The following is a 19,368-nucleotide window of genomic DNA, read 5'->3' on the forward strand; positions in this document are numbered from 1 at the left end:
AAAATTATCCCTAAAAATAACAAAAGCCAGCAATGATGCTGGCTTAAAGGTTCACGTAAAACTCATGCGCGGTTTAGCTGTATTGTAACCTAAATTAGGCGGCCTGTTCTTCGGTAGCCTCTGAATGACGAATTAAGTAATCAAAAGCGCCCAATGAAGCTGTTGCACCACTCCCCATGGCAATAATGATTTGCTTATAAGGTGTGTTGGTGACATCACCTGCAGCAAATACCCCCGGGATAGACGTTTGACCGCGCGCATCAACGATGATCTCTCCACGAGGCGTTAAATCGACCACGCCTTTTAACCATTCGGTATTAGGTATCAGACCAATCTGTACAAATATACCGGCTAAAACGACATTATGGCTTTCACCTGTTTTACGATCGGTATAGGTCAAGCTATTAACCCGAGTACCATCACCATTGACTTGTGTGGTTTGCGCTTGAGTAATTATGGTTATGTTGCCCATTGATTTTGCTTTACGTTGCAATACTTCGTCTGCTCGTAATTTGCTATCAAACTCCAGTACCGTCACATGTTCGACAATATTAGCGAGGTCGATTGCCGCTTCGATACCTGAGTTTCCGCCACCGATAACAGCAACACGCTTACCTTTGAATAATGGACCATCACAGTGTGGGCAATATGCCACTCCTTTACCGCGATATTCTTTTTCGCCTGGCACATTCATTTCACGCCATCTGGCACCTGTTGCAAGTAACACTGTTTTGCTTTGTAATATTGCGCCATTTTCAAGCTCAACATCAAATAAACCATTCGCAGCTAATTTAATTGCCTTTTGGTTTTCCATCACGTCTACATCATAATCTTTAACGTGGTTTTCAAGATTGGCGACTAATTTAGGACCTTCGGTTTTTGCCACCGAAATAAAGTTTTCAATGCCAACAGTTTCAGCAACTTGACCGCCAAATTTGTCGGCCACAATTCCAGTTGTTAAACCTTTACGCGCAGCATAAATAGCCGCTGATGCACCCGCTGGACCACCACCAATCACTAATACATCAAAGGCAGATTTTTTATTTAACTGCTCAGCTTTTCGGCCTGCAGCGTTTTTATCCAGTTTATTTAAAATTTCAGCGACGCTGATAGCACCAACTGAAAATGCTTCGCCGTTTAAATACACTGATGGCACAGATAATATGTTGCGCTGTTCAACTTCAGATTGGAATAATGCACCATCAATCATCACGTTTGTGATATTAGGATTGATTGCTGCCATCATATTCAATGCTTGAATGACTTCAGGGCAAGTTTGACAACTGAGCGAGACATAAGTTTCAAAATGAAACTCACCCGGTAAATTGCGAATTTGTTCGATAACGTCGGCCTCTAACTTAATAGGGTGCCCACCGCTGTGTAATAACGCCAATACTAAAGAGGTAAATTCATGACCCATTGGCAAACCAGCAAAGGTAATACTGGTGTTTTGCTGTGGATTAATCACAGTCATGCTTGGCGTGCGCTGACCTTGTACTGCAATACTACTGACCAGTGCTGAACTATCGACAATATCTTGAGCCAGGCTGGTTAACTCTGCAGATTTTTTTGAGTCATCTGCAGATACCACAAGTTCAACTGGGTGTTTAAGATTCTGCAGATAAGTTTTCAGTTGATTTTTTACGTTGGCATCTAACATAACAACTCCTAAAGATGAACAAGATGAAGGAAATAAACTAAGTTTGTATAACCGAATAAAGGTGAAGGTTGCCAGTTAATGCAGGGGGGCATTAACTGGCGACATAACGCTTTCTAACAAGAGGAGGTCAGAATTAAATCTTACCCACTAGGTCGATAGAAGGTGCTAATGTTTCTTCACCTGGTTGCCATTTAGCTGGGCAAACTTCACCATCATGGCTAGCAACATATTGCGCAGCTTGGATTTTGCGCACTAATTCTGATGCACTACGACCGATACCTAAGTCGTGAATTTCAGCAACTTTTACTTGGCCTTCAGGGTTAATCACAAACGTACCACGCAGTGCTAAACCATCTTCTTCGATCATCACACCGAAGTTACGTGTGATAGTGCCTGTTGGGTCACCGATCATTGGGTAAGTGATTTTGTTAATAGTGTCTGAACTTGCATGCCAAGCTTTGTGAGTGAAGTGGGTATCAGTTGATACTGAGTAAACTTCTACGCCCATTGCTTGAAGCTTTTCATAATGGTCAGCCATGTCGCCTAATTCAGTTGGACATACAAAGGTAAAGTCAGCAGGGTAAAAAAATACTACAGACCATTTACCTAATAAGTCTTGCTCAGTAACGTCAACAAATGCGCCGTTGTGAAATGCTGTCGCTTTGAATGGCTTGATAGTGCTGTTGATAATTGATTGTGACATGATTAACTCCATTGTAATTAACTAACTAAGTGATGTTGTAATGCGGCGTTAAAGTGAGAGTTTGTATTCACTTAAACATTGTGCCGTCATTCGATGGAGTTAGAATACGCTGGTAGCTTAATTATGTATAACGGATAAAAACTATTATCTTAATCGGTTTTTTGATTTAACTGAGATGGGTTATCGATTTATTCATGCAACTAAGTAATTGCCTGATTTGTAATAGATAGATTCACCTCGCTATTACTTCCAAGGTTCAAAACGGGTTAACACCCTTGCGACATTCACACCTATGGCCTGACTTAAAGCTTGTTGATTGGCTTTACTGCCCATAGCCGCTAACCCCTGGCTTTGATTGGTGGCAAATACCACCCAATTACCCCCGCCGGTTAAACAAGCTTCGACATGACTAAAATGTTGTTGAAGATGACTCAATAATGCCGAGTTATTACGGTGCTCTTTCCAGCAATTCAGTACTAATATCCCTTCAGATTTAAGTGCTTGATGGCAGAACAGGGTAAATTCGGCAGACAATAATTGAGGATCAACCCCCTTCTCACTGTAGATATCAACAAATAGAATGTCGGTCTTCTTAAAGTCACCTGCCTTAATAAAGTGATTAGCATCCTGGTGAACTAAGGTTAACTTTTTACCTGTTGGCAGTTGAAAAAATCGTTTAGCCGCGTGAATAACTTGCTCACGAATTTCCACAGCAGTGATTTTAATCGCCGCATCATAGTGGCGCAGCGCATGTACTAATGCGCCGCCGCCTAACCCTAAAATCATGACACTTTTAGGCTGTTTAGCCATTAGCACCGTCAACATAGCTTGAACATATGTATGTTGAGGCACATGCGGCTCAGTTTTATCCATTTTACTTTGCTCGTCATTATCACCAAATGATAAAACTCGAAAGTGGCCATCATCAAGTACAAACAGGTCACCAAACTCATCCGTACTGGTATGTAACACTTTATAATCAGACATATAACTCCACATTGTTGTTCAATTATTAACCGAGCGGTTAAGTCTTACTGTTCAGAGGTGTGCTAAAAAGCAGGGTAATCGAATCACGCGAAATGCTGCTTGGCAAATCTAAGTCAAATTCACTTAGCTATAAATAACGTCTTGTTACCCACCTCAGAGCAAATTAGTTGAGCTTTTCTACTGCACATCCTCTAAAAGTAAATAGCACAGCAGCAAGGAACTACTTGTTATAAACGTCGTTCAACGCCTAACAAAAAACATCGCAAGTTCAACAAGATCTAAATTCAGCAAGCCAAAATAATGCAAAGATTGTATTATACCGGATCATATAGAGGTAGTGAGACAGTATTACTTTAGGGCAGGTTATGTTGAATCAAATTGTGATGGTGTTGTTGTATTTAGGCGTATTTATTATCGCTCTACATCAACTGAAAAAGTGGATAAAAACCCAAGCTATTAAAAAGCAGGTTAACGAAGTGTGAAGTCGATTAGTCACCCGACTCATTTCATACTTTATGTTTTTTGTCACCCTATCGGTTATCGCGATTTCATTAGGATTGGGTTATCAAGAAGTATCACTGTTCGTCTCTTCTGCTTTTGCCGTTTTAGGGGTGGCCTTATTTGCCCAATGGTCGATTTTAAGTAACATTACGGCAGGGGTATTGATCTTTTTTGTATTCCCTTACCGCATTGGCGATCGCATAAAAATTGTCGATAAAGATGAAGATATGTCTGGCATCATTGTTGAAATATCGCTGTTTCATATCTTAATTAAACGCGACTCAGGCGACGTGATGACCTATCCAAATAGCTTAATGCTGCAAAAAGGGGTGATTAAACTGTCAAATGACAATGTTGCGAAGAAAAAGCCCACCAGCAAACGGATTATTCCAAAACGCTTAAAGTAACCATGAATGATTTACACCTAACAGAAAAGGCGCATTACGCGCCTTTTCTGTTAAGCAGATGTCGTCAGGATTGGCTGGCTCCAATCATGCGTTTATCTTAATGCCCCAGCCATAATAAGCAGAGGTAAATAAACGTAGGTGAACTCTCAACCGCGAATGTAATGCTTACCTGTACTAGCATCCGAGGTGGGTGCTAATTCAATATACGTTGGAAAAAGGCCACTGATTGCAGATACATTTGTAATGCTAACGCAGGATCGTAACGATCGCCTTCATCGCGCATAAATGCATGTTGAGCATTCACTTCTAACCAACTGAAATTAGCATTCACATGTTCCAACTGTTGGTATATCTGCTTACGACCTGCAGCTGACACATGGGGATCTTGTTTGCCAAATACCATCACTAATTCACCTTTAATGTCCCCTGCACGGCTCAATGAATCATTTTGCGGTTTACAAGGTAAAGTGTTTGAATGGATATCGGTGGCATATAAACAAAATGCCCCTTTAATATCTGGGTTTAAAGCGGCTCTAAATGCAAGATGACCACCAATACACACCCCCATAGCGCCGACTTTATCGGTGCAGTAAGATTGTGAACGAGCAAAATCAATCAAGGCCTGGGTGTCACTATCATGCTGTTCTAATGGCTTAGCAAACTTGTCCTGATTACCTTTATCTTTGCCTGCTTCATCATAAGCCAGTACCGTGCCTATTGGATTAAGCTCATGAAATACTTCAGGCACGAGTACCACAAAACCATGCCCCGCCAAAATTGCAGCTGCTCGGGCAATGGGCGCGGTTAATTGAAAAATTTCAGAGTAAAAAATGACACTGGCAAATTGACCGGCTTGTTCTGGACGAAAGACCGTCGTGCGCATAGTGCCTGTTGGCGTGGCAATATCATGTACTTGAGTTGAAATAATCATAGTGTCTCTTGCAAAAAAATGGAGCCCGTAGGCTCCAATTTATCAATATTCAATGCAAGTTAACACAGCTCATTACCCGATTTTTCACCTAACGCCAGTGCTTGAACATTATTCAAGGTCGTTAAGGCTATCGCATTTAACGCTTCTTCGGTTAAAAATGCCTGGTGCCCAGTGAAAATCACATTGTGACAAGCCGATAATCGACGGAAGACATCATCTTGAATGATCTCACTTGATTTATCTTCAAAAAATAGCCCTTTTTCATTTTCGTAGACATCTAATCCTAACGAACCTAATTGGCCTTCTTTGAGCGCTTCCATGGCATCGATAGCATTAAGTAAACCACCCCGACTCGTGTTAATGACCATCACACCTGCTTTCATTTTATTAAAACTTTGCTGGTTTAATAAGTGATGGTTCTCTGCGGTTAAAGGGCAATGTAAACTGATGATGTCACAAACAGGGTAAATTTCATCTAAGCTGACATATTCAACGCCAAGCTCAAGCACTAATGGGTTTGGATAAGGATCATAGGCTAATACTTTACAGCCAAAACCTTGAAGTATCTTAATGGTTGCTAAACCGATTTTACCTGTACCAATAATACCCACGGTTTTACCAAACATGTTAAAGCCGACTAAACCTGCTAAAGCAAAGTTAGCATCACGAGTACGTTGGTAAGCTTTATGAATTTTACGATTAAGCGTCAACATCAATGCCACGCTATGCTCAGCCACTGACTCTGGTGAATAAGCTGGCACATTCACGACTTGTATACCTAATTTTTTCGCTGCCACTAAATCAACGTTGTTAAAACCCGCACAACGCATGGCAATCACTTTAGTACCACCTTTGGCAAGTTCAACTAACACTTCTTCACATAATGAGTCGTTTACAAAGGCACAGACCACTTCAAAGCCTTCAGCAAGCTTGACGTTTTGCATGCACAAGCGATAGTCAAAATATTCTATTTGGGCATTAAAGGCTTCGTTGGTGCGATCGAAATGACGAATGTCATACGGTTTTGCGCTAAAAAATCCAATTCTCATAGCATGTCCTACATTCAAAAGGCTTAACAACTTAGGGCGCTTTCCCCTGAGTTGCCAGCAAAATTAATTCTGCCTCTAGTGTATGCGAATAGGTCTTTTTTGTCGTTAACAGTCGTCATTTAACAAATGTAAATGTGATCCAGCATTGCTTCCTTTACCTTAATCCTCCTATAAAAAAGCGAGCCCATGTCTGGGCTCGCTTGCGGATATTGGTTTAAAATCAAAGTGACTGTAACGCCCTTGGGTTAATTTTCTTTGGCATACTTAGCGGCTTGCTCACCAGCAATGCGTCCGAAGGTAACAATGTCTGAAATCGCGTTACCACCTAGACGGTTAGCACCGTGAACACCACCGGTAATTTCGCCCGCAGCGAACATACCTGGAATATTTTTACCATTTTTACCTTTGACTTCCGCTTTAGTGTCAATTGCTACGCCGCCCATGGTGTGATGTACCGCTGGTGCAACTTCAATCGCATAATACGGAGCTGTTGTTAACTGTCTTGGTAAATCAGGGCGTTCGAACTGTGCATCCTTACCGTTTTTCACAAATTCATTATAAGACGCTAATGTCTTTGTTAATTCAGGTGCAGGCATGCTTAACTTTTTAGCCAGTTCGTCTAAGGTTTTACCTTCATTAACAATATGTAAATGAATGTAGCCTTCAATCTTACTTAAGCTCTTACGCACTGAATCATCGAACAACAAGTAAGCACTTTCGCCTTTTTGTGCCAAAATGGCTGCAGAAGCTTTGTCACGAGTGGTGATTTCATTGACGAAACGTTTACCTTCACGGTTGACTAATATCGCGCCGTTACCACGTACCGCTTCCGTTACCATTACCCCGCCAACAGGAGAGTAAGTTGGATGCGCTTGAACATATTCAAGATCTTTGGTTGCGGCCCCGGCAAGTTCTGCCACATCTAAACCGTCACCTGTAGCGCCTGGATGGTTAGTCGCTTTAAAGCCTTTTAAGCTTGGATCGTACTTGGCAACCCGGTCGTTGTTCTTAGCAAAACCACCTGTGGCAATGACAACTGCATCGGTATTTATCAGGTAATAACCTGTGTAGGTCCCTTTTACTAATACACCAGTCACCTTGCCAGATGCATCTTCGATAATACGAACCACTCGGCTATTCAATCTGATATCGGTATCTTTACTGACCGCTGCATCCCAAAGCACTTGCGCAACATGAGCACCAACACCAGCGCCGCCCGTAGGACGGTGACTACGGTTAACACTTGCGCCGCCCATACGGCCAACGTCGGTTAAATCTGCACCTAATGCCGTTAACCAATCCACTGAGTCTGATGAATTATTAGCAAGCACTTTGACTAATTCTGGATCATTAATGTTACGACCACCTTTCATGGTGTCATCTATCATGATTTGTTTTTTATCTTCAATCTTTAATTTAGCCTGTGCTTTAGTTTCTGCGGCGTTCATGCCGCCTGCGGCTAACTTAGTATTACCGCCTGGGACAGGCTCTTTTTCTAATAGAATAACCTTAGCGCCACTATTACGCGCAGCAACTGCCGCGGCTAAACCGGCACCACCAGAACCAATGACCACTACATCGGTGGTTTCTTTAGCGCCTTTGGCAATGGCTTTATCTTGGGCATCTTTGTCTGCATTTACAGGCACAAACTCACGTTCCCATTTACCAGCAAAAGGCATTTGATAGTCAAAGCTATGGCAAGAATCACAATAAGTGACTGACTTTTCATGTCCAGAGTGACAGCTAGTACAACTGATATCACCAATGAGGTGCGATTGATGCGGCGACACAATCCCTTCTCTTTCGGTTTCAGCCACTTCCTTCAATGTGCCATGACAGCTGGTACATTGCGCATTTTCGTAAGTTAAATTATCGTCAGTTGGTCCCTTTTTATTGACATGACAAGTATCACAACTGCCCATTTCACCATGAAAGTCGGCTAAATTTTCGGGTGTGGCATAAGCGGCTGTGCTAAGGGCACCTGATATCAGCAGCGCCAGCAACGATTTTGTTGAGTTTGTTAACATATGTTTTCCCCTACCTAACGGTATTAATCTTAGTAGTAACATAACACCCTCTAAAGAGGTAGATTGGTAACAAGATCACACAAACATAACCTTACTTATAAAGTGGTTATAATTGTGTTCTAACGCACTCATTAGCAAAGATGCATATTGATACACCTCTAAAAATGTAACTTGCTTAGTGTTTATTTCTATCGCTGTTGCTAACATAAGGTCATGGTTTATATAAGCAGTTAATAACTAAATGAGCAAAAACAACACTGAGCAGTCACCGCTATCAGAGACACGATTTTGGTTTGAGCGTTTAACCAAGACAGGGCTAAGGGCCCTACATATCATCGGCGTTGTTGGTGCAGGTGGAGGAATTTTATTACATGTGGATAAAAATGCCTGGCTGACTTATTGGATCATGGCCATGTTAACGGGCATATTGCTTATGGCATGGGAAATTATTCGGGATTGGCGTTGGCTTATCCAATTAAAAGGCGTGCTCACTTTAGCCAAAGTAGGGTTATTGTTTTTACTGGTGCCATTTTCGAATTGGCAAGTTGAGATAATAACCGCGCTGGTGTTGTTATCGGTTATAGTTTCTCATGGACCCGCTGGATTACGTCATTATTCCGTGGTGCATAGAAAGGTTATCCATGGTAAAAAAGAGATTAAAGGTTAGTCTTTTACAATCAAGGACACAGGATGTTCCCTTATCCAGAGCAATACCGTACAGCTACGCCACCAATTACCACAGCATTTATGGTTTTTTGGGCAATACTAAGCCACAGCATTTTTGCTGATGCTAGTCCATTTGCACTTTATCCATTAATGATGTTGTTTCCATTTGTGATTGTATTTCACGGCTATTTGATTTGGTTGGCACAGGGTATGAGTCGACTCGATCAATGTTTTTACGCGCTGGTTCATATTCCATTAGCATTTGTGGTCTGGACCTTTACCATTATGCATGTCAATGGCAATGCTTTTTCTTAACTCGCTACTTTATATAAGCTTGCATCTACATAAGTGAATCAGTATCTTTGCCGTCCACCTGCAATAGAGACCTGTTATGGCCAATTTTATCTATCATCCAGCTACCGATCCTTGGTTAGATATCATCCATCAAGATAAAGATATTATTGTGATAAACAAACCTTCTGGTTTGTTATCGGTTCCAGGAAGAGAAGCCCAATACCATGACAGCGTATTTACGCGTGTATTGCGCGATCACCCCAATGCACAAATCGTTCACCGACTAGATATGGCAACGTCCGGTATTATTGTACTTGCCTTACGGAAAAATGCTGAACGGGAGTTAAAGCGTCAATTTCGAGATAGAGAAACCCATAAAGTCTATTTTGCGCGCATTGCAGGTTATATGAAACAGTCTATGGTCCGAGTTGATCTACCGCTAATTTGTGACTGGCCGAATCGGCCTAAACAGAAAGTGGATCATGTTATTGGTAAAGCCTCAACCACACTAGTTGAAGTCATAAGCTACGCCAAACGTTCAACCTTAGTAAAATTAACTCCCATAACGGGTCGATCGCATCAGCTTAGAGTGCATATGATGGCGCTTGGTCATCCCATTTTAGGCGATGGCTTTTATGCCGACCCTCTGGCAAAAAGCTTAGCACCAAGATTACTGCTGCATGCCGCAGAATTGTCTATTAAGCACCCTTATTCTGCCACGCCAATGACGTTCGATACCTTACCATCATTTATCGAGCCCACAAACGAACAGTAATTTTAATAGTAATAGTTTAATAAAAGACGTAAATTAGTAACCAATTGAATAGATATTAGGTACTTTACTGTGGATAGCTCATTTCAACGAGACCAGCTTGATAACCAAATTTTATCGGCGCTGATGGAAGATGCCCGTACCCCATTTGCTGAACTCGCTAAGCGTTTTTCTGTTAGTGCAGGCACCATTCATGTGCGTGTAGAAAAAATGAAACAGGCAGGCATAATTACCGGTGCACAAATCAGTGTCAATCCCAAAGCCCTAGGTTATGACGTTTGCTGTTTTATCGGAATTAATTTAAAAAGTGCAGGTGACTATCCTGCGGCTATTGCAAAACTAAACGCCTTAGATGAAGTCGTAGAAGCTTATTATACGACGGGTAATTACTCTATTTTTGTAAAGGTTATGTGCCAGTCTATTGATGGGTTGCAACATGTGCTAATAAATCGGATCCAATCGATTGACGAAATACAATCAACCGAAACGCTGATTAGTCTGCAAAACCCTATCGTAAGGGCGGTTAAACCTTAGAGCAAATCATTATAAGTTAGAAAAAACAGCATAAAGTACTGTAAAAAATAAAAGTATAGTTTTTTCATCTGCGTTATTACATTTGTTACCTTGTTGTGATAAAAATGTTCATTGCACACCACACGTGCAACAAAAGCATTATAAAAACATTACAATTGCACCCCGCGACCTATCTGCAATTTATCGATGATTGCAGTAATCATTTTGAGGGTGTCTTGAAAAACAAGGAAGACGTTGTGAAGACAAAACTATCACTCGCTATTTCAGCGGCGCTATTATCAAGCGCAACTTATGCAAACACTGAATACTCAGGATTGCAATATTCACCAGAATTACAATCAACTGATAATTATAAAAAATCAGCAGTAAAAACGAATGATTTTGCAGCTCCGCAGCGCTTTATTATTGAATTAGAGTCTCCTGCCGTAGCACTTTATCAAGGCGGGATTAATAACCTCTCTGCTACAGCCATTAAATCGAAAGATGGCAAAATTGATGTCCAATCTGCTCCTGTAAAAAACTATGCTTCACACCTAACAGCAGAACAAAGTAAATTTACCAATGCCCTCAGCAAAGTTTCAGCTAATGCTAAAGTTGAACGTAAGTTTAAGACTTTATTTAATGGTGTCACTATCGCAGGCCAAGGCTTAACCATTGAAGCGCTAATGGCTATCCCTGGTGTGAAATCTGTTTACCCAGAAACTATGTATGAAACTCAAATGGATGTTTCACACGAAATCATTAACAGCCAAGCGATGTGGAATGCTGTAAACGGCATTGAAAATGCTGGTAAAGGCGTAAAAGTTGCTATCATTGATGGTGGTATTCGCCCTGAAAACCCAATGTTTGCTGATGATGGTTTTGAAGCTCCTAGTGGCGCACTTCCAACTGATGACTACTGTTCAACTGTTGATACCAGCTTTTGTAATAACAAACTAATTGTTGCACGTTGGTCTGCTCCTACTTTCCCTGTCTGTATTGATGAACACATGAGCCCACTTGGGTTTGGCGGCCATGGAACTCACGTAGCAGGCACAGCTGTCGGTAATAAAGTGGATATTACCTATGAAGGTGTTGATGTCACTTTATCTGGTGTTGCTCCAGCTGCATATCTAATGTCTTATAAAGCGCTTTATACTAAAGCAGACTGTACAGGCGGAAGTGGTTCAAACATCATGTTAATGGAAGCTTTAGAGCACGCTGTTAACGATGGTGCTGATGTTATTAACAACTCATGGGGCGGCGGTGCTGGTGGAGATCCAGCAAACAGCCCATATAAAACAATGTTTGAAGCGGCTGAAGCTGCTGGAATAGTTGTTGTTACCGCAGCAGGTAATGATGGTAACGGTGCGAAAACGATTGGTTGTCCAGCTTGTATTGAATCGGGGATCACTGTTGCAAACAGTACTACAGGTCGATTCTTTGCAAATTCATTCAATGCGGGTGGCGATGATTTATTAGCTATTCCTGGTTCAGACACAGTTATCGAAATGGACGTGACGGCACCTATCATTTCTGCAACCAATATTGATGCTGAAAACTTTGCAGGTTGTGCTCCTTTCGCTGCTGATTCTTTCAAAGATGGTATTGCACTTATTTCACGTGGTGCATGTAACTTCAGCTTAAAAGCTAAAAACGCTCAAGATGCAGGAGCTAAAGCCGTTGTTGTTTATAACAGCGTTGCAAGCGCTCCTATCACGATGTCAATGCCTGGTGTGACTTTTCCATCGGTTATGATTTCTAAAGCTGATGGTTTAGCAATCATCGACTCTTTAGGTGAGACAGCTACTGAAGGTACAATTTCTTCTGAAATCCAACGAATTGTGTCTAAAAATTTAGCTGATACAATCAACAGCTCAAGCTCTCGCGGACCAAACGGCAACGAAAACATTCTAAAACCTGATTTGGCAGCGCCAGGCACAAATATTTTATCAGCTTATTCTCCAGATGATGGCGGTAAAGATTTCAATGCTATTACTGGTACCAGTATGGCAAGCCCACACGTAGCTGGTGCAGCGGCATTAATGACGCAACTACACCCAGACTGGTCCGCTACTGACATCAAAACAGCATTAACATCGACAGCTAGAATGGCTGGCATTCTTGATGATGATGTTGAAACCCCAGCAACTCCATTTGATATGGGTGCCGGCCGCATGGATTTAGATGCTGCGGCTAAAGCCGTACTAACATTCGATAAGCCTTCTATTGCTGCTGATTCATGCGTAGGCCCATGTACCTTTACTCGCACTGTATTCAATAAGAGCGACAAAGCAACTTCATGGTCACTCAGTGCAAAAGCTGATGCAACAGGGATCATGGTATCGCCATCAACCCTAGAACTTGCAGCTGGAGCTTCGGCAACTTTCACTGTCACAGTTGATTCTACCTATAGCACATATGGTGAATGGATCTTTGGCAACATCATGCTAACAAGCAATGATGGTTTACAAGATGCACATCTTCCTTTAGCTGTTTTAGCAAAAGAGACTAGTGACTCTTCACTTATCAACACCTTCACGACTGATACTGACATCACCACTGCTGATGAGTTTGAAGTAAAAGCAGTTGTTAACAACACTATGTTTAAAAACAACGTCACTATCACAGCGACTGCACCTAAAGGTACAGTATTGACTGGTGAAGACGACGTAGTGATTAATACTACCAATGCCACACAAAATGGTATGGATGTAAATGTTGATACTGGCGTTATAACTTGGGTTGGCTCTATGCAGTTACCTAAAATGTTAGCAACTAAAGGCACTGGCTCATATCCAAACATTGTTGGGTTAGGATACGGTTATACACCACCTTGTGCTGACGGTTGTGATGAAGCAAACTTCGTATTCAATGTTCCTGCGTTTAAATACAACGGTCAAACCTATACCCAAATTACAATGTCAGACAATGGTATTGTTATTCCGGGCAGCAGCACTACGTCAGGCACTTATGCTAACAAAGAGCTACCTGACTCAAGTAACCCTAACAATATCGTTGCACCATTCTGGTCTGATTTTGACTTGAGTGACGGTACTGTTGGTGATACTGGTGGCGGTACAGTTTCCATCGACGTACTCACAGCAGGTGCTACAAAATATATTGTTGTTGAGTGGAATGATGCTCAGCTTTTCGGTGACACAACAGGCAATCAATATAGCTTCAGCGTATGGTTTAAAGCGGGAGATACAGAAGAAGTTACATTCAACTACTTCAAAGTTCCAGCAATCCCAGACGCGTTAACTATTGGTGCTGAAAATATTGGCGGCTCAATTGGTACCACTTATCATTTCAATGGTGAAGGTGGTACTGTTGCGGCTGATGACTATGTGGAAATCACTTCTGGTGCTGCGGGAAGCGTTGAAGTAGTTTACAAGGCTAAAGCTACCGAGTTTACGTTAGGCCAAGCTGACGAGTTAACTCTTGAAGAAGAAACTACAGCATCTGTTGATGTAATTGTAAACGATACGGTTGCAGACAAAAAAGTGGCGAGAACCCAAGCTACTGGTGATGGCATGACAGCTAAAGCACAAAGTATCATTGATATTAATGCTGCTGGAAGTTTATCAAATGTTATGATTGCAACAAAACCAGCTAATGGTACTGCGACTGTTACTGCTAACGGTGAGATTTCTTATACTCCTAAGAAAGACTTCTTTGGTAAAGACTCGCTAACTTATACTGCTGAAGATGAAGCGGGTAATACAATTACGCCGACTACAGTAGTGTTAAATGTTACCAACATTAATGATGCACCAACGGTTGCCCCCACAGGTATGACAAGCACAGAGAACTCTCTTGTTACAGCTAAAGCAAATGGTGAAGATGCTGATGGCGACAAGTTAACTTATACTTGGACTCAAACTTCAGGTACAGCTGTTACATTCGCAAATGGTGGCCCAAGCATTAACTTCACTGCGCCGGCTGGTGATCATGTGTTGAAATTCTCTGTAGTTGCGTCAGATGGTCGTGCTGAAAGTGCCCCAGGTGTTGCTACTGTTACAGTGAATGCTAAAGTAGAGCAAAGCTCTGGTGGTGGTTCAATGGGCTGGTTAACAGCACTATTACTACCTTTAGCTGCATTACGTCGTCGTAAGCACTAAACCCAAACGTTAATTCGTAAAAATAAAAACCAGTTGCTTAGGCAACTGGTTTTTTATTTAAAGCTTATAATAACTCTGAAACAGCAGCACAGCAGCACAGCAGCACAGCAGCACAGCAGCACAGCAGCACAGCAGCACAGCAGCACAGCAGCACAGCAATAACGTAAAAGGTTCATCCGAAAAACACTAACAACTTGGCAGCACATCAACTTATCGCATTTACTCCACACAAAATAATCAACTAAAGCATTGAAACCTTTACCCATCCCCTCGACTACCTCCATTTAGACGATTCGGCCTATCTGACTAAAAACAGCAACAACGAGATTTAATTAACTGAACTCAAGTTATTTATGACTAGAGCAATCGTTATGTAGGGTTTGATACATCAAATGCGATTCATGAATTGCAAGCTTACCCGTTAAAGTAAGCTTATCGGATACTTAGGCGACTGTAACTAAGCTGCAAGTTCCAGTTTTAAACATCATCCATCAAATATTCATTTATAAACGGTAACGCTATGCCTCATGAAATAACATTTGGAGAAATATATGGGCCACCACTGCTTGTGGTCATCCCTCTCGCTTATTTACTTATGCTAATTGCGAGCAAAATATTGACTAAAATGGGCTGCTATAAATGGATAGCTTTACCTGCTGTTTTTGAATTGAGTTTAGTCGCCATCTTTACGGTAGCCATTGGCCAATTTATTACAATTGTATAGCTGACTACTCACATAAAACAAAATAAATCAATTTAAATCAATTAGATAAAAACAGACAAAGGACATGGCGTCATGTTTCGATACTTAATCACCACTATCATTGCCTCTGTTGCTATTGTGGGTATTTATAATCAATATCAACTTTACTCAGAAAACCCATGGACGCGTGACGGCCAAGTACGTGCACACATCATTCAAATTACCCCTCGAGTAACCGGGCCTGTTGTAAACGTTAATATTGACGACAACAGCCGTGTTAAAAAAGGCGATTTGTTGTTTGAAATTGAACCTAGCCTTTATAAAGCTGCACTTAACAATGCCCTAGCAAAACAGCGTCAAGCCCAAGCAGTATTAGCTAAAGCCATCAATGAAAACAATCGTGCAACTGCACTTGAAAAACGCAAACAAGGCTCGGTATCTGTATTGGATTTAAATAATTTTGAAAATGCCGTGCAAACCGCAAAAGCCAATCTTGCTTCAGCAGATGCTTTAGTTGAAGAAGCACAGTTAAACGTTAATTTCACAAAAGTGTTTGCGCCAACAGACGGTTTCATCACTAACCTAAATTTACGTGAAGGGGCTCAAGTTGTAGCAAATTCACCTGTGGTGGCGCTTATTGATGAAAATAGCTTTTGGATTGAAGGATTTTTCAAGGAAACAGATTTACAAGGCGTTATTGCGGGCGATAAAGCAATCGTCACATTAATGATGAACTCTGACGAGCCAATCAATGCCAAGGTAGACAGTATCGGCTACGGCATTGCAAAAAGTGATGGCAGCACTGGTAATACTTTACTTCCTAACGTGAATCCTAATTTTCAATGGATACGATTAGCACAGCGACTTCCGGTAAAATTAACCTTAGAAAACATTTCTGATGATGTTCAATTAAGAGTAGGTACTACTGCATCAATCAAAATAATCAAAACCACTACCCTTTAATTAGCAGATCAGAAGCATGCTTTCTTATTCAACCAAAAATGCCATAAAGGTTGCCCTAAGTTTTACCTTAACCATTGCTCTGTCATTGTATTTTGGTTGGGAAAAACCTTACTGGGCGGCCGTTACCATTATTGCAATGGCTGCCAACGAGACCTATAGCCACTCGATAAAGTTAGCAAGAGATCGTCTACTGGGCACCATGTTCGGCGCTATCTTGGCATTGCTAATGATTAGCTTTTTATCCCAAGAGCGCTTTTTGTTTATCAGCGTTTATATTGTTATCGCTGGGATTGCCACCTACATGGCTTTTAATCTGAAGTATGGCTATATATTCAGAATGGCTTTTGTGGTCTGCTCGCTAATTAGTGCTATTGGCAGTTTTAATGATATAACATCGTTCGATATGATCACGCTAAGACTGGAAGAAAACGTCTTAGGAGTCATAGTATATTCATTGGTATTTCGTTTTATCTGGCCAAATAGCACTGAACAATACTTCTTTGATTTATTCAATAAAGTGTTAGCCAACTTAGAACAAACATGCGCAAAATTAACCGCAACTATGACTCAGGAAGAGTTAACAAAAATCACATCAGACCTTGAAAATACCATTCAGCAGGTCGCCAAAATGAAGTCGATAATTGACTTACCAATGAACGGGAGTTATCAACTCAAGTATCAGCAAAACAAATGGAAAACTGCAACCATAGCCAGTTATGACATCGCTATATCGCTGAAACAAATCATAACGGCTAGATCTGAAGTAAATTGCCAAAATACGGACTCGCAAAATGAATTAACTGTGATCAAACAACAGATTTCGCACCTTAAAGATGCGAATAGAAATGATCAAAATCTAACAGGAATATTGACAAAAAATAGCTGGAAGGATTTAGACAAACTAACACCCAAAGTACCTAAAAAGTCACGTTTGATAGATGCGGCGGTTGTTATGGTGATGATAGCCACTTTCTTTTGCCTATGGATTTATATTCCATTATTGGGTGGATATCTGTTCCCATTATTGGCAGCTATTTTCTCTGTGACAATAATGACGATGCCAAAAGGACTAATGAAATCAATCGTATTTGGTACCATAACCCTAAGTGCAATTATTCTGGCTGAATTTGTGTTTATCATGCCGTTTTTTACCGAACTATGGCAACTAGGCTTATTTTATTTCATCAATATCTTTGCGATCTGGAGGATATTTGCAGCGCCCCAATATGCACTTTATAAACTATTAGGTGGAAATTTTTTAGTCATATTAACCATGAGTGCATTGCGTCTAACGCCAACTTATACCATTGATACGTCATTGAATTTGTTAATTCAGATGTTTTTAATACTGGGTATTATTCACTTCTTCGAAAAGTTATCTAGCCCTTTGCATTAGTGTTTAAATCGGGGGCTAAGTTATAAACTGTGATAATGAATGGAAGAATATCAATTTGATATTTTGCAGGCACAAAAAAACCGACTAAATGTCGGTTTCGTGTTCTCTTTGAATAGAGAAGTGGTACCAGTGGTCGGACTCGAACCGACACGCTTTTAAAGGCGGGGGATTTTGAATATATAGTGTTTATAAAGGCTTTTATTTTTCATGCAGTTGCTGTATAAAATAGATACTTTGCAAATTCTTTGCAAAACCACATCAGAATCAGACTATGAGCAAACAGGTCGAAAGACACGATATTTCCGACGAATTATATGTCTACCTACAAGACAATAGCAAACGTTGGTATGCCCGCATCAAAGTAGCTGGTAAGTGGCATTCAAAAGCTACTAAACAGAAAGAAAAAGAGAAAGCCATCGGCATGGCCTATCGGCTTCAAATGGAATACCAATTCATGGCTGACCGTAATATTCTGGTCAGCACAAAACGCTTCCGCGATATAGCTGAGAAAGCCATTACCGCAATGGAAGAAGCGCTCGATAACGAAACAGCCCCACTTAACTACAAGACCTATATTCAGGTATTACGTAAGTACCATATCCCTTTTTTCGACCGCACTTACATTACCTCAATTGATAGTGAGAAGCTGCGTGAGTTTAATGATTGGCGTGTAGAGCAATTCGATAGAGTGCCCGCTAAGTCAACACTGCTCAACCACAATGCCGCCATGCAATTGGTGTTTAAAGAAGCGGTTGACCATAAATGGATGTTAGCGGCTCAAGTGCCCTCTTTATCGACCAAAGGTGCTGAGTCACAACGGCGAGCCCATTTCTCTCCAGAGGAATACGACAAAGCATTCGATGCTGTATATCAGCTTGAAAAAAACAGCCGTAAAGAGAAAACCCGCCAAATTCGTGAACTACTGATGGACTATATGGAGTTTGCGGTGAACACAGGTATTCGACCAGGAACGGAAATGGAAAGCCTTACATGGGGTGATATCCAAATCGATACCAATGAACACAACATTATCTTTTATATAACAGTCACTAAAGGTAAAACGGTAAAGCATACTGGTACACGCGAAGTGGTTTGCCGTGATGAAATTTTCTCCAGCGTTCAAGAGTTACGAGAGCGATTCCCGAACAGAAAGCCCTCAGACAAACTTTTTCGCTTAGCTGATGGAACAACCACTAATGAACTAGGTAAAGCCTTTGACAAAGCGATAACGGAGGCAGGATTAAAGTCATCGCCCCACGGCGTTAGAACACTTTACTCATTGCGCCACACCTACATTACATGGCAGTTACTGGCAGGCGTGAACATGGAAGTGTTAGCCAAACAATGTGGCACCAGCATTGCTATGATTGAACAGCATTACAGTCATGTAACGCCGAAGATGTACAGTAAAGAACTGTCGGGTGTTGACCTAGGTAAAGCCAAGTCCAAAGTAAAAGCTAAAGGTGCATCTAGCAGTAAGCAAAACAATGCGAGGCTTTCTGAATTGTTTAAAGAATGGCAAGCCAGCTATAAGCAGCGCGGCTGTATTTAATCTTTTAGCAATGTTAGATTAGGAAGTAGATCTTTCACTTCAAATGTAGTAGCTCAGACTTGATCTGACAGTTACCCATTTTTTATGGTGTCTGTCAGCTTAGATTTGAGCTAGATTTTT

General features: G+C 41.2%; 15 protein-coding genes and 1 pseudogene. 10 read left to right on the forward strand and 6 right to left on the reverse strand.

Going from position 1 to position 19,368, the window contains the following annotated elements:
• Positions 1-94 precede the first annotated feature (94 nt).
• The 3 genes from ahpF to ORI98_RS15985 all read right to left on the reverse strand — a co-directional run bounded on the left by ahpF (position 95) and on the right by ORI98_RS15985 (position 3,350).
• Positions 95-1,660 (reverse strand): alkyl hydroperoxide reductase subunit F, encoded by a 1,566-nt coding sequence (gene ahpF / locus ORI98_RS15975; RefSeq protein ID WP_306135896.1) that lies wholly within the window; start codon positions 1,658-1,660, stop codon positions 95-97.
• Between the two features lie 133 nt (positions 1,661-1,793).
• On the reverse strand, positions 1,794-2,363 hold the full coding sequence (gene ahpC / locus ORI98_RS15980) for an alkyl hydroperoxide reductase subunit C (protein WP_261298810.1): 570 nt from the start codon (positions 2,361-2,363) through the stop codon (positions 1,794-1,796).
• A gap of 243 nt (positions 2,364-2,606) precedes the next feature.
• Entirely contained in the window at positions 2,607-3,350 is a 744-nt protein-coding gene (locus ORI98_RS15985; protein ID WP_306135897.1) for a spermidine synthase, read from the reverse strand.
• 365 nt (positions 3,351-3,715) lie between these two features.
• On the opposite strand from ORI98_RS15985, the pseudogene ORI98_RS15990 reads away from it, so the two are divergent.
• Positions 3,716-4,258, forward strand: a pseudogene (locus ORI98_RS15990) (mechanosensitive ion channel domain-containing protein).
• A 193-nt stretch (positions 4,259-4,451) separates the two neighbouring features.
• Here the strand turns inward: ORI98_RS15990 and ORI98_RS15995 are convergent.
• From ORI98_RS15995 to ORI98_RS16005, 3 genes are all read right to left on the reverse strand, one after another.
• Positions 4,452-5,189, reverse strand: a complete 738-nt coding sequence (locus ORI98_RS15995) for a dienelactone hydrolase family protein (RefSeq protein ID WP_261298813.1) — start codon at positions 5,187-5,189, stop codon at positions 4,452-4,454.
• Between the two features lie 59 nt (positions 5,190-5,248).
• Positions 5,249-6,238 carry a 2-hydroxyacid dehydrogenase gene (locus ORI98_RS16000; protein WP_261298814.1) on the reverse strand — a complete coding sequence of 330 codons (990 nt, stop codon included), beginning with the start codon at positions 6,236-6,238 and terminating at the stop codon, positions 5,249-5,251.
• A 245-nt stretch (positions 6,239-6,483) separates the two neighbouring features.
• Complete coding sequence (locus ORI98_RS16005) at positions 6,484-8,265, reverse strand: flavocytochrome c (protein ID WP_306135899.1); 1,782 nt, start codon at positions 8,263-8,265, stop codon at positions 6,484-6,486.
• Positions 8,266-8,506: 241 nt separating this feature from the next.
• Here ORI98_RS16005 and ORI98_RS16010 point away from each other — a divergent pair, with 241 nt between their 5' ends.
• The 9 genes from ORI98_RS16010 to ORI98_RS16045 all read left to right on the forward strand — a co-directional run bounded on the left by ORI98_RS16010 (position 8,507) and on the right by ORI98_RS16045 (position 19,248).
• Positions 8,507-8,932 (forward strand): hypothetical protein, encoded by a 426-nt coding sequence (locus ORI98_RS16010; protein WP_261298816.1) that lies wholly within the window; start codon positions 8,507-8,509, stop codon positions 8,930-8,932.
• Positions 8,933-8,955: 23 nt separating this feature from the next.
• Entirely contained in the window at positions 8,956-9,246 is a 291-nt protein-coding gene (locus ORI98_RS16015) for a hypothetical protein (protein WP_261298817.1), read from the forward strand.
• Positions 9,247-9,322: 76 nt separating this feature from the next.
• Positions 9,323-10,000, forward strand: a complete 678-nt coding sequence (gene rluA, locus ORI98_RS16020; protein ID WP_261298818.1) for a bifunctional tRNA pseudouridine(32) synthase/23S rRNA pseudouridine(746) synthase RluA — start codon at positions 9,323-9,325, stop codon at positions 9,998-10,000.
• A 69-nt stretch (positions 10,001-10,069) separates the two neighbouring features.
• The gene (gene asnC, locus ORI98_RS16025) at positions 10,070-10,531 is read left to right on the forward strand and encodes a transcriptional regulator AsnC (protein WP_188840899.1); all 462 of its coding nucleotides are present in this window, start codon (positions 10,070-10,072) and stop codon (positions 10,529-10,531) included.
• A gap of 236 nt (positions 10,532-10,767) precedes the next feature.
• Positions 10,768-14,634, forward strand: a complete 3,867-nt coding sequence (locus ORI98_RS16030; protein WP_306135900.1) for a S8 family serine peptidase — start codon at positions 10,768-10,770, stop codon at positions 14,632-14,634.
• Positions 14,635-15,154: 520 nt separating this feature from the next.
• Positions 15,155-15,358, forward strand: a complete 204-nt coding sequence (locus ORI98_RS18160) for a DUF1656 domain-containing protein (RefSeq protein ID WP_371931181.1) — start codon at positions 15,155-15,157, stop codon at positions 15,356-15,358.
• Between the two features lie 72 nt (positions 15,359-15,430).
• Entirely contained in the window at positions 15,431-16,300 is an 870-nt protein-coding gene (locus ORI98_RS16035; RefSeq protein ID WP_306135901.1) for an HlyD family secretion protein, read from the forward strand.
• A 16-nt stretch (positions 16,301-16,316) separates the two neighbouring features.
• Positions 16,317-17,696, forward strand: coding sequence for an FUSC family protein (locus ORI98_RS16040; RefSeq protein ID WP_306135902.1), 1,380 nt, complete (start codon positions 16,317-16,319; stop codon positions 17,694-17,696).
• Between the two features lie 271 nt (positions 17,697-17,967).
• Positions 17,968-19,248, forward strand: a complete 1,281-nt coding sequence (locus tag ORI98_RS16045; protein WP_306135903.1) for a site-specific integrase — start codon at positions 17,968-17,970, stop codon at positions 19,246-19,248.
• The last annotated feature ends 120 nt before the right edge of the window (positions 19,249-19,368 follow it).

Origin of the sequence: Shewanella sp. ULN5, from assembly GCF_030731885.1 — a bacterium.
Classification (GTDB): domain Bacteria; phylum Pseudomonadota; class Gammaproteobacteria; order Enterobacterales; family Shewanellaceae; genus Shewanella; species Shewanella holmiensis.

Bases quoted from the DNA above. Each gene is read 5' to 3' on its own strand.
- ORI98_RS16040 (WP_306135902.1), top strand. From the start codon at position 16,317: ATGCTTTCTTATTCAACCAAAAATGCCATAAAGGTTGCCCTAAGTTTT.
- ORI98_RS18160 (WP_371931181.1), top strand. From the start codon at position 15,155: ATGCCTCATGAAATAACATTTGGAGAAATATATGGGCCACCACTGCTT.
- ahpC (WP_261298810.1), bottom strand. From the start codon at position 2,363: ATGTCACAATCAATTATCAACAGCACTATCAAGCCATTCAAAGCGACA.
- ORI98_RS16045 (WP_306135903.1), top strand. From the start codon at position 17,968: ATGAGCAAACAGGTCGAAAGACACGATATTTCCGACGAATTATATGTC.
- rluA (WP_261298818.1), top strand. From the start codon at position 9,323: ATGGCCAATTTTATCTATCATCCAGCTACCGATCCTTGGTTAGATATC.
- ORI98_RS15985 (WP_306135897.1), bottom strand. From the start codon at position 3,350: ATGTCTGATTATAAAGTGTTACATACCAGTACGGATGAGTTTGGTGAC.
- ORI98_RS16015 (WP_261298817.1), top strand. From the start codon at position 8,956: ATGTTCCCTTATCCAGAGCAATACCGTACAGCTACGCCACCAATTACC.
- ORI98_RS16005 (WP_306135899.1), bottom strand. From the start codon at position 8,265: ATGTTAACAAACTCAACAAAATCGTTGCTGGCGCTGCTGATATCAGGT.
- ORI98_RS16010 (WP_261298816.1), top strand. From the start codon at position 8,507: ATGAGCAAAAACAACACTGAGCAGTCACCGCTATCAGAGACACGATTT.
- ORI98_RS15995 (WP_261298813.1), bottom strand. From the start codon at position 5,189: ATGATTATTTCAACTCAAGTACATGATATTGCCACGCCAACAGGCACT.
- ORI98_RS16000 (WP_261298814.1), bottom strand. From the start codon at position 6,238: ATGAGAATTGGATTTTTTAGCGCAAAACCGTATGACATTCGTCATTTC.
- ORI98_RS16035 (WP_306135901.1), top strand. From the start codon at position 15,431: ATGTTTCGATACTTAATCACCACTATCATTGCCTCTGTTGCTATTGTG.
- ahpF (WP_306135896.1), bottom strand. From the start codon at position 1,660: ATGTTAGATGCCAACGTAAAAAATCAACTGAAAACTTATCTGCAGAAT.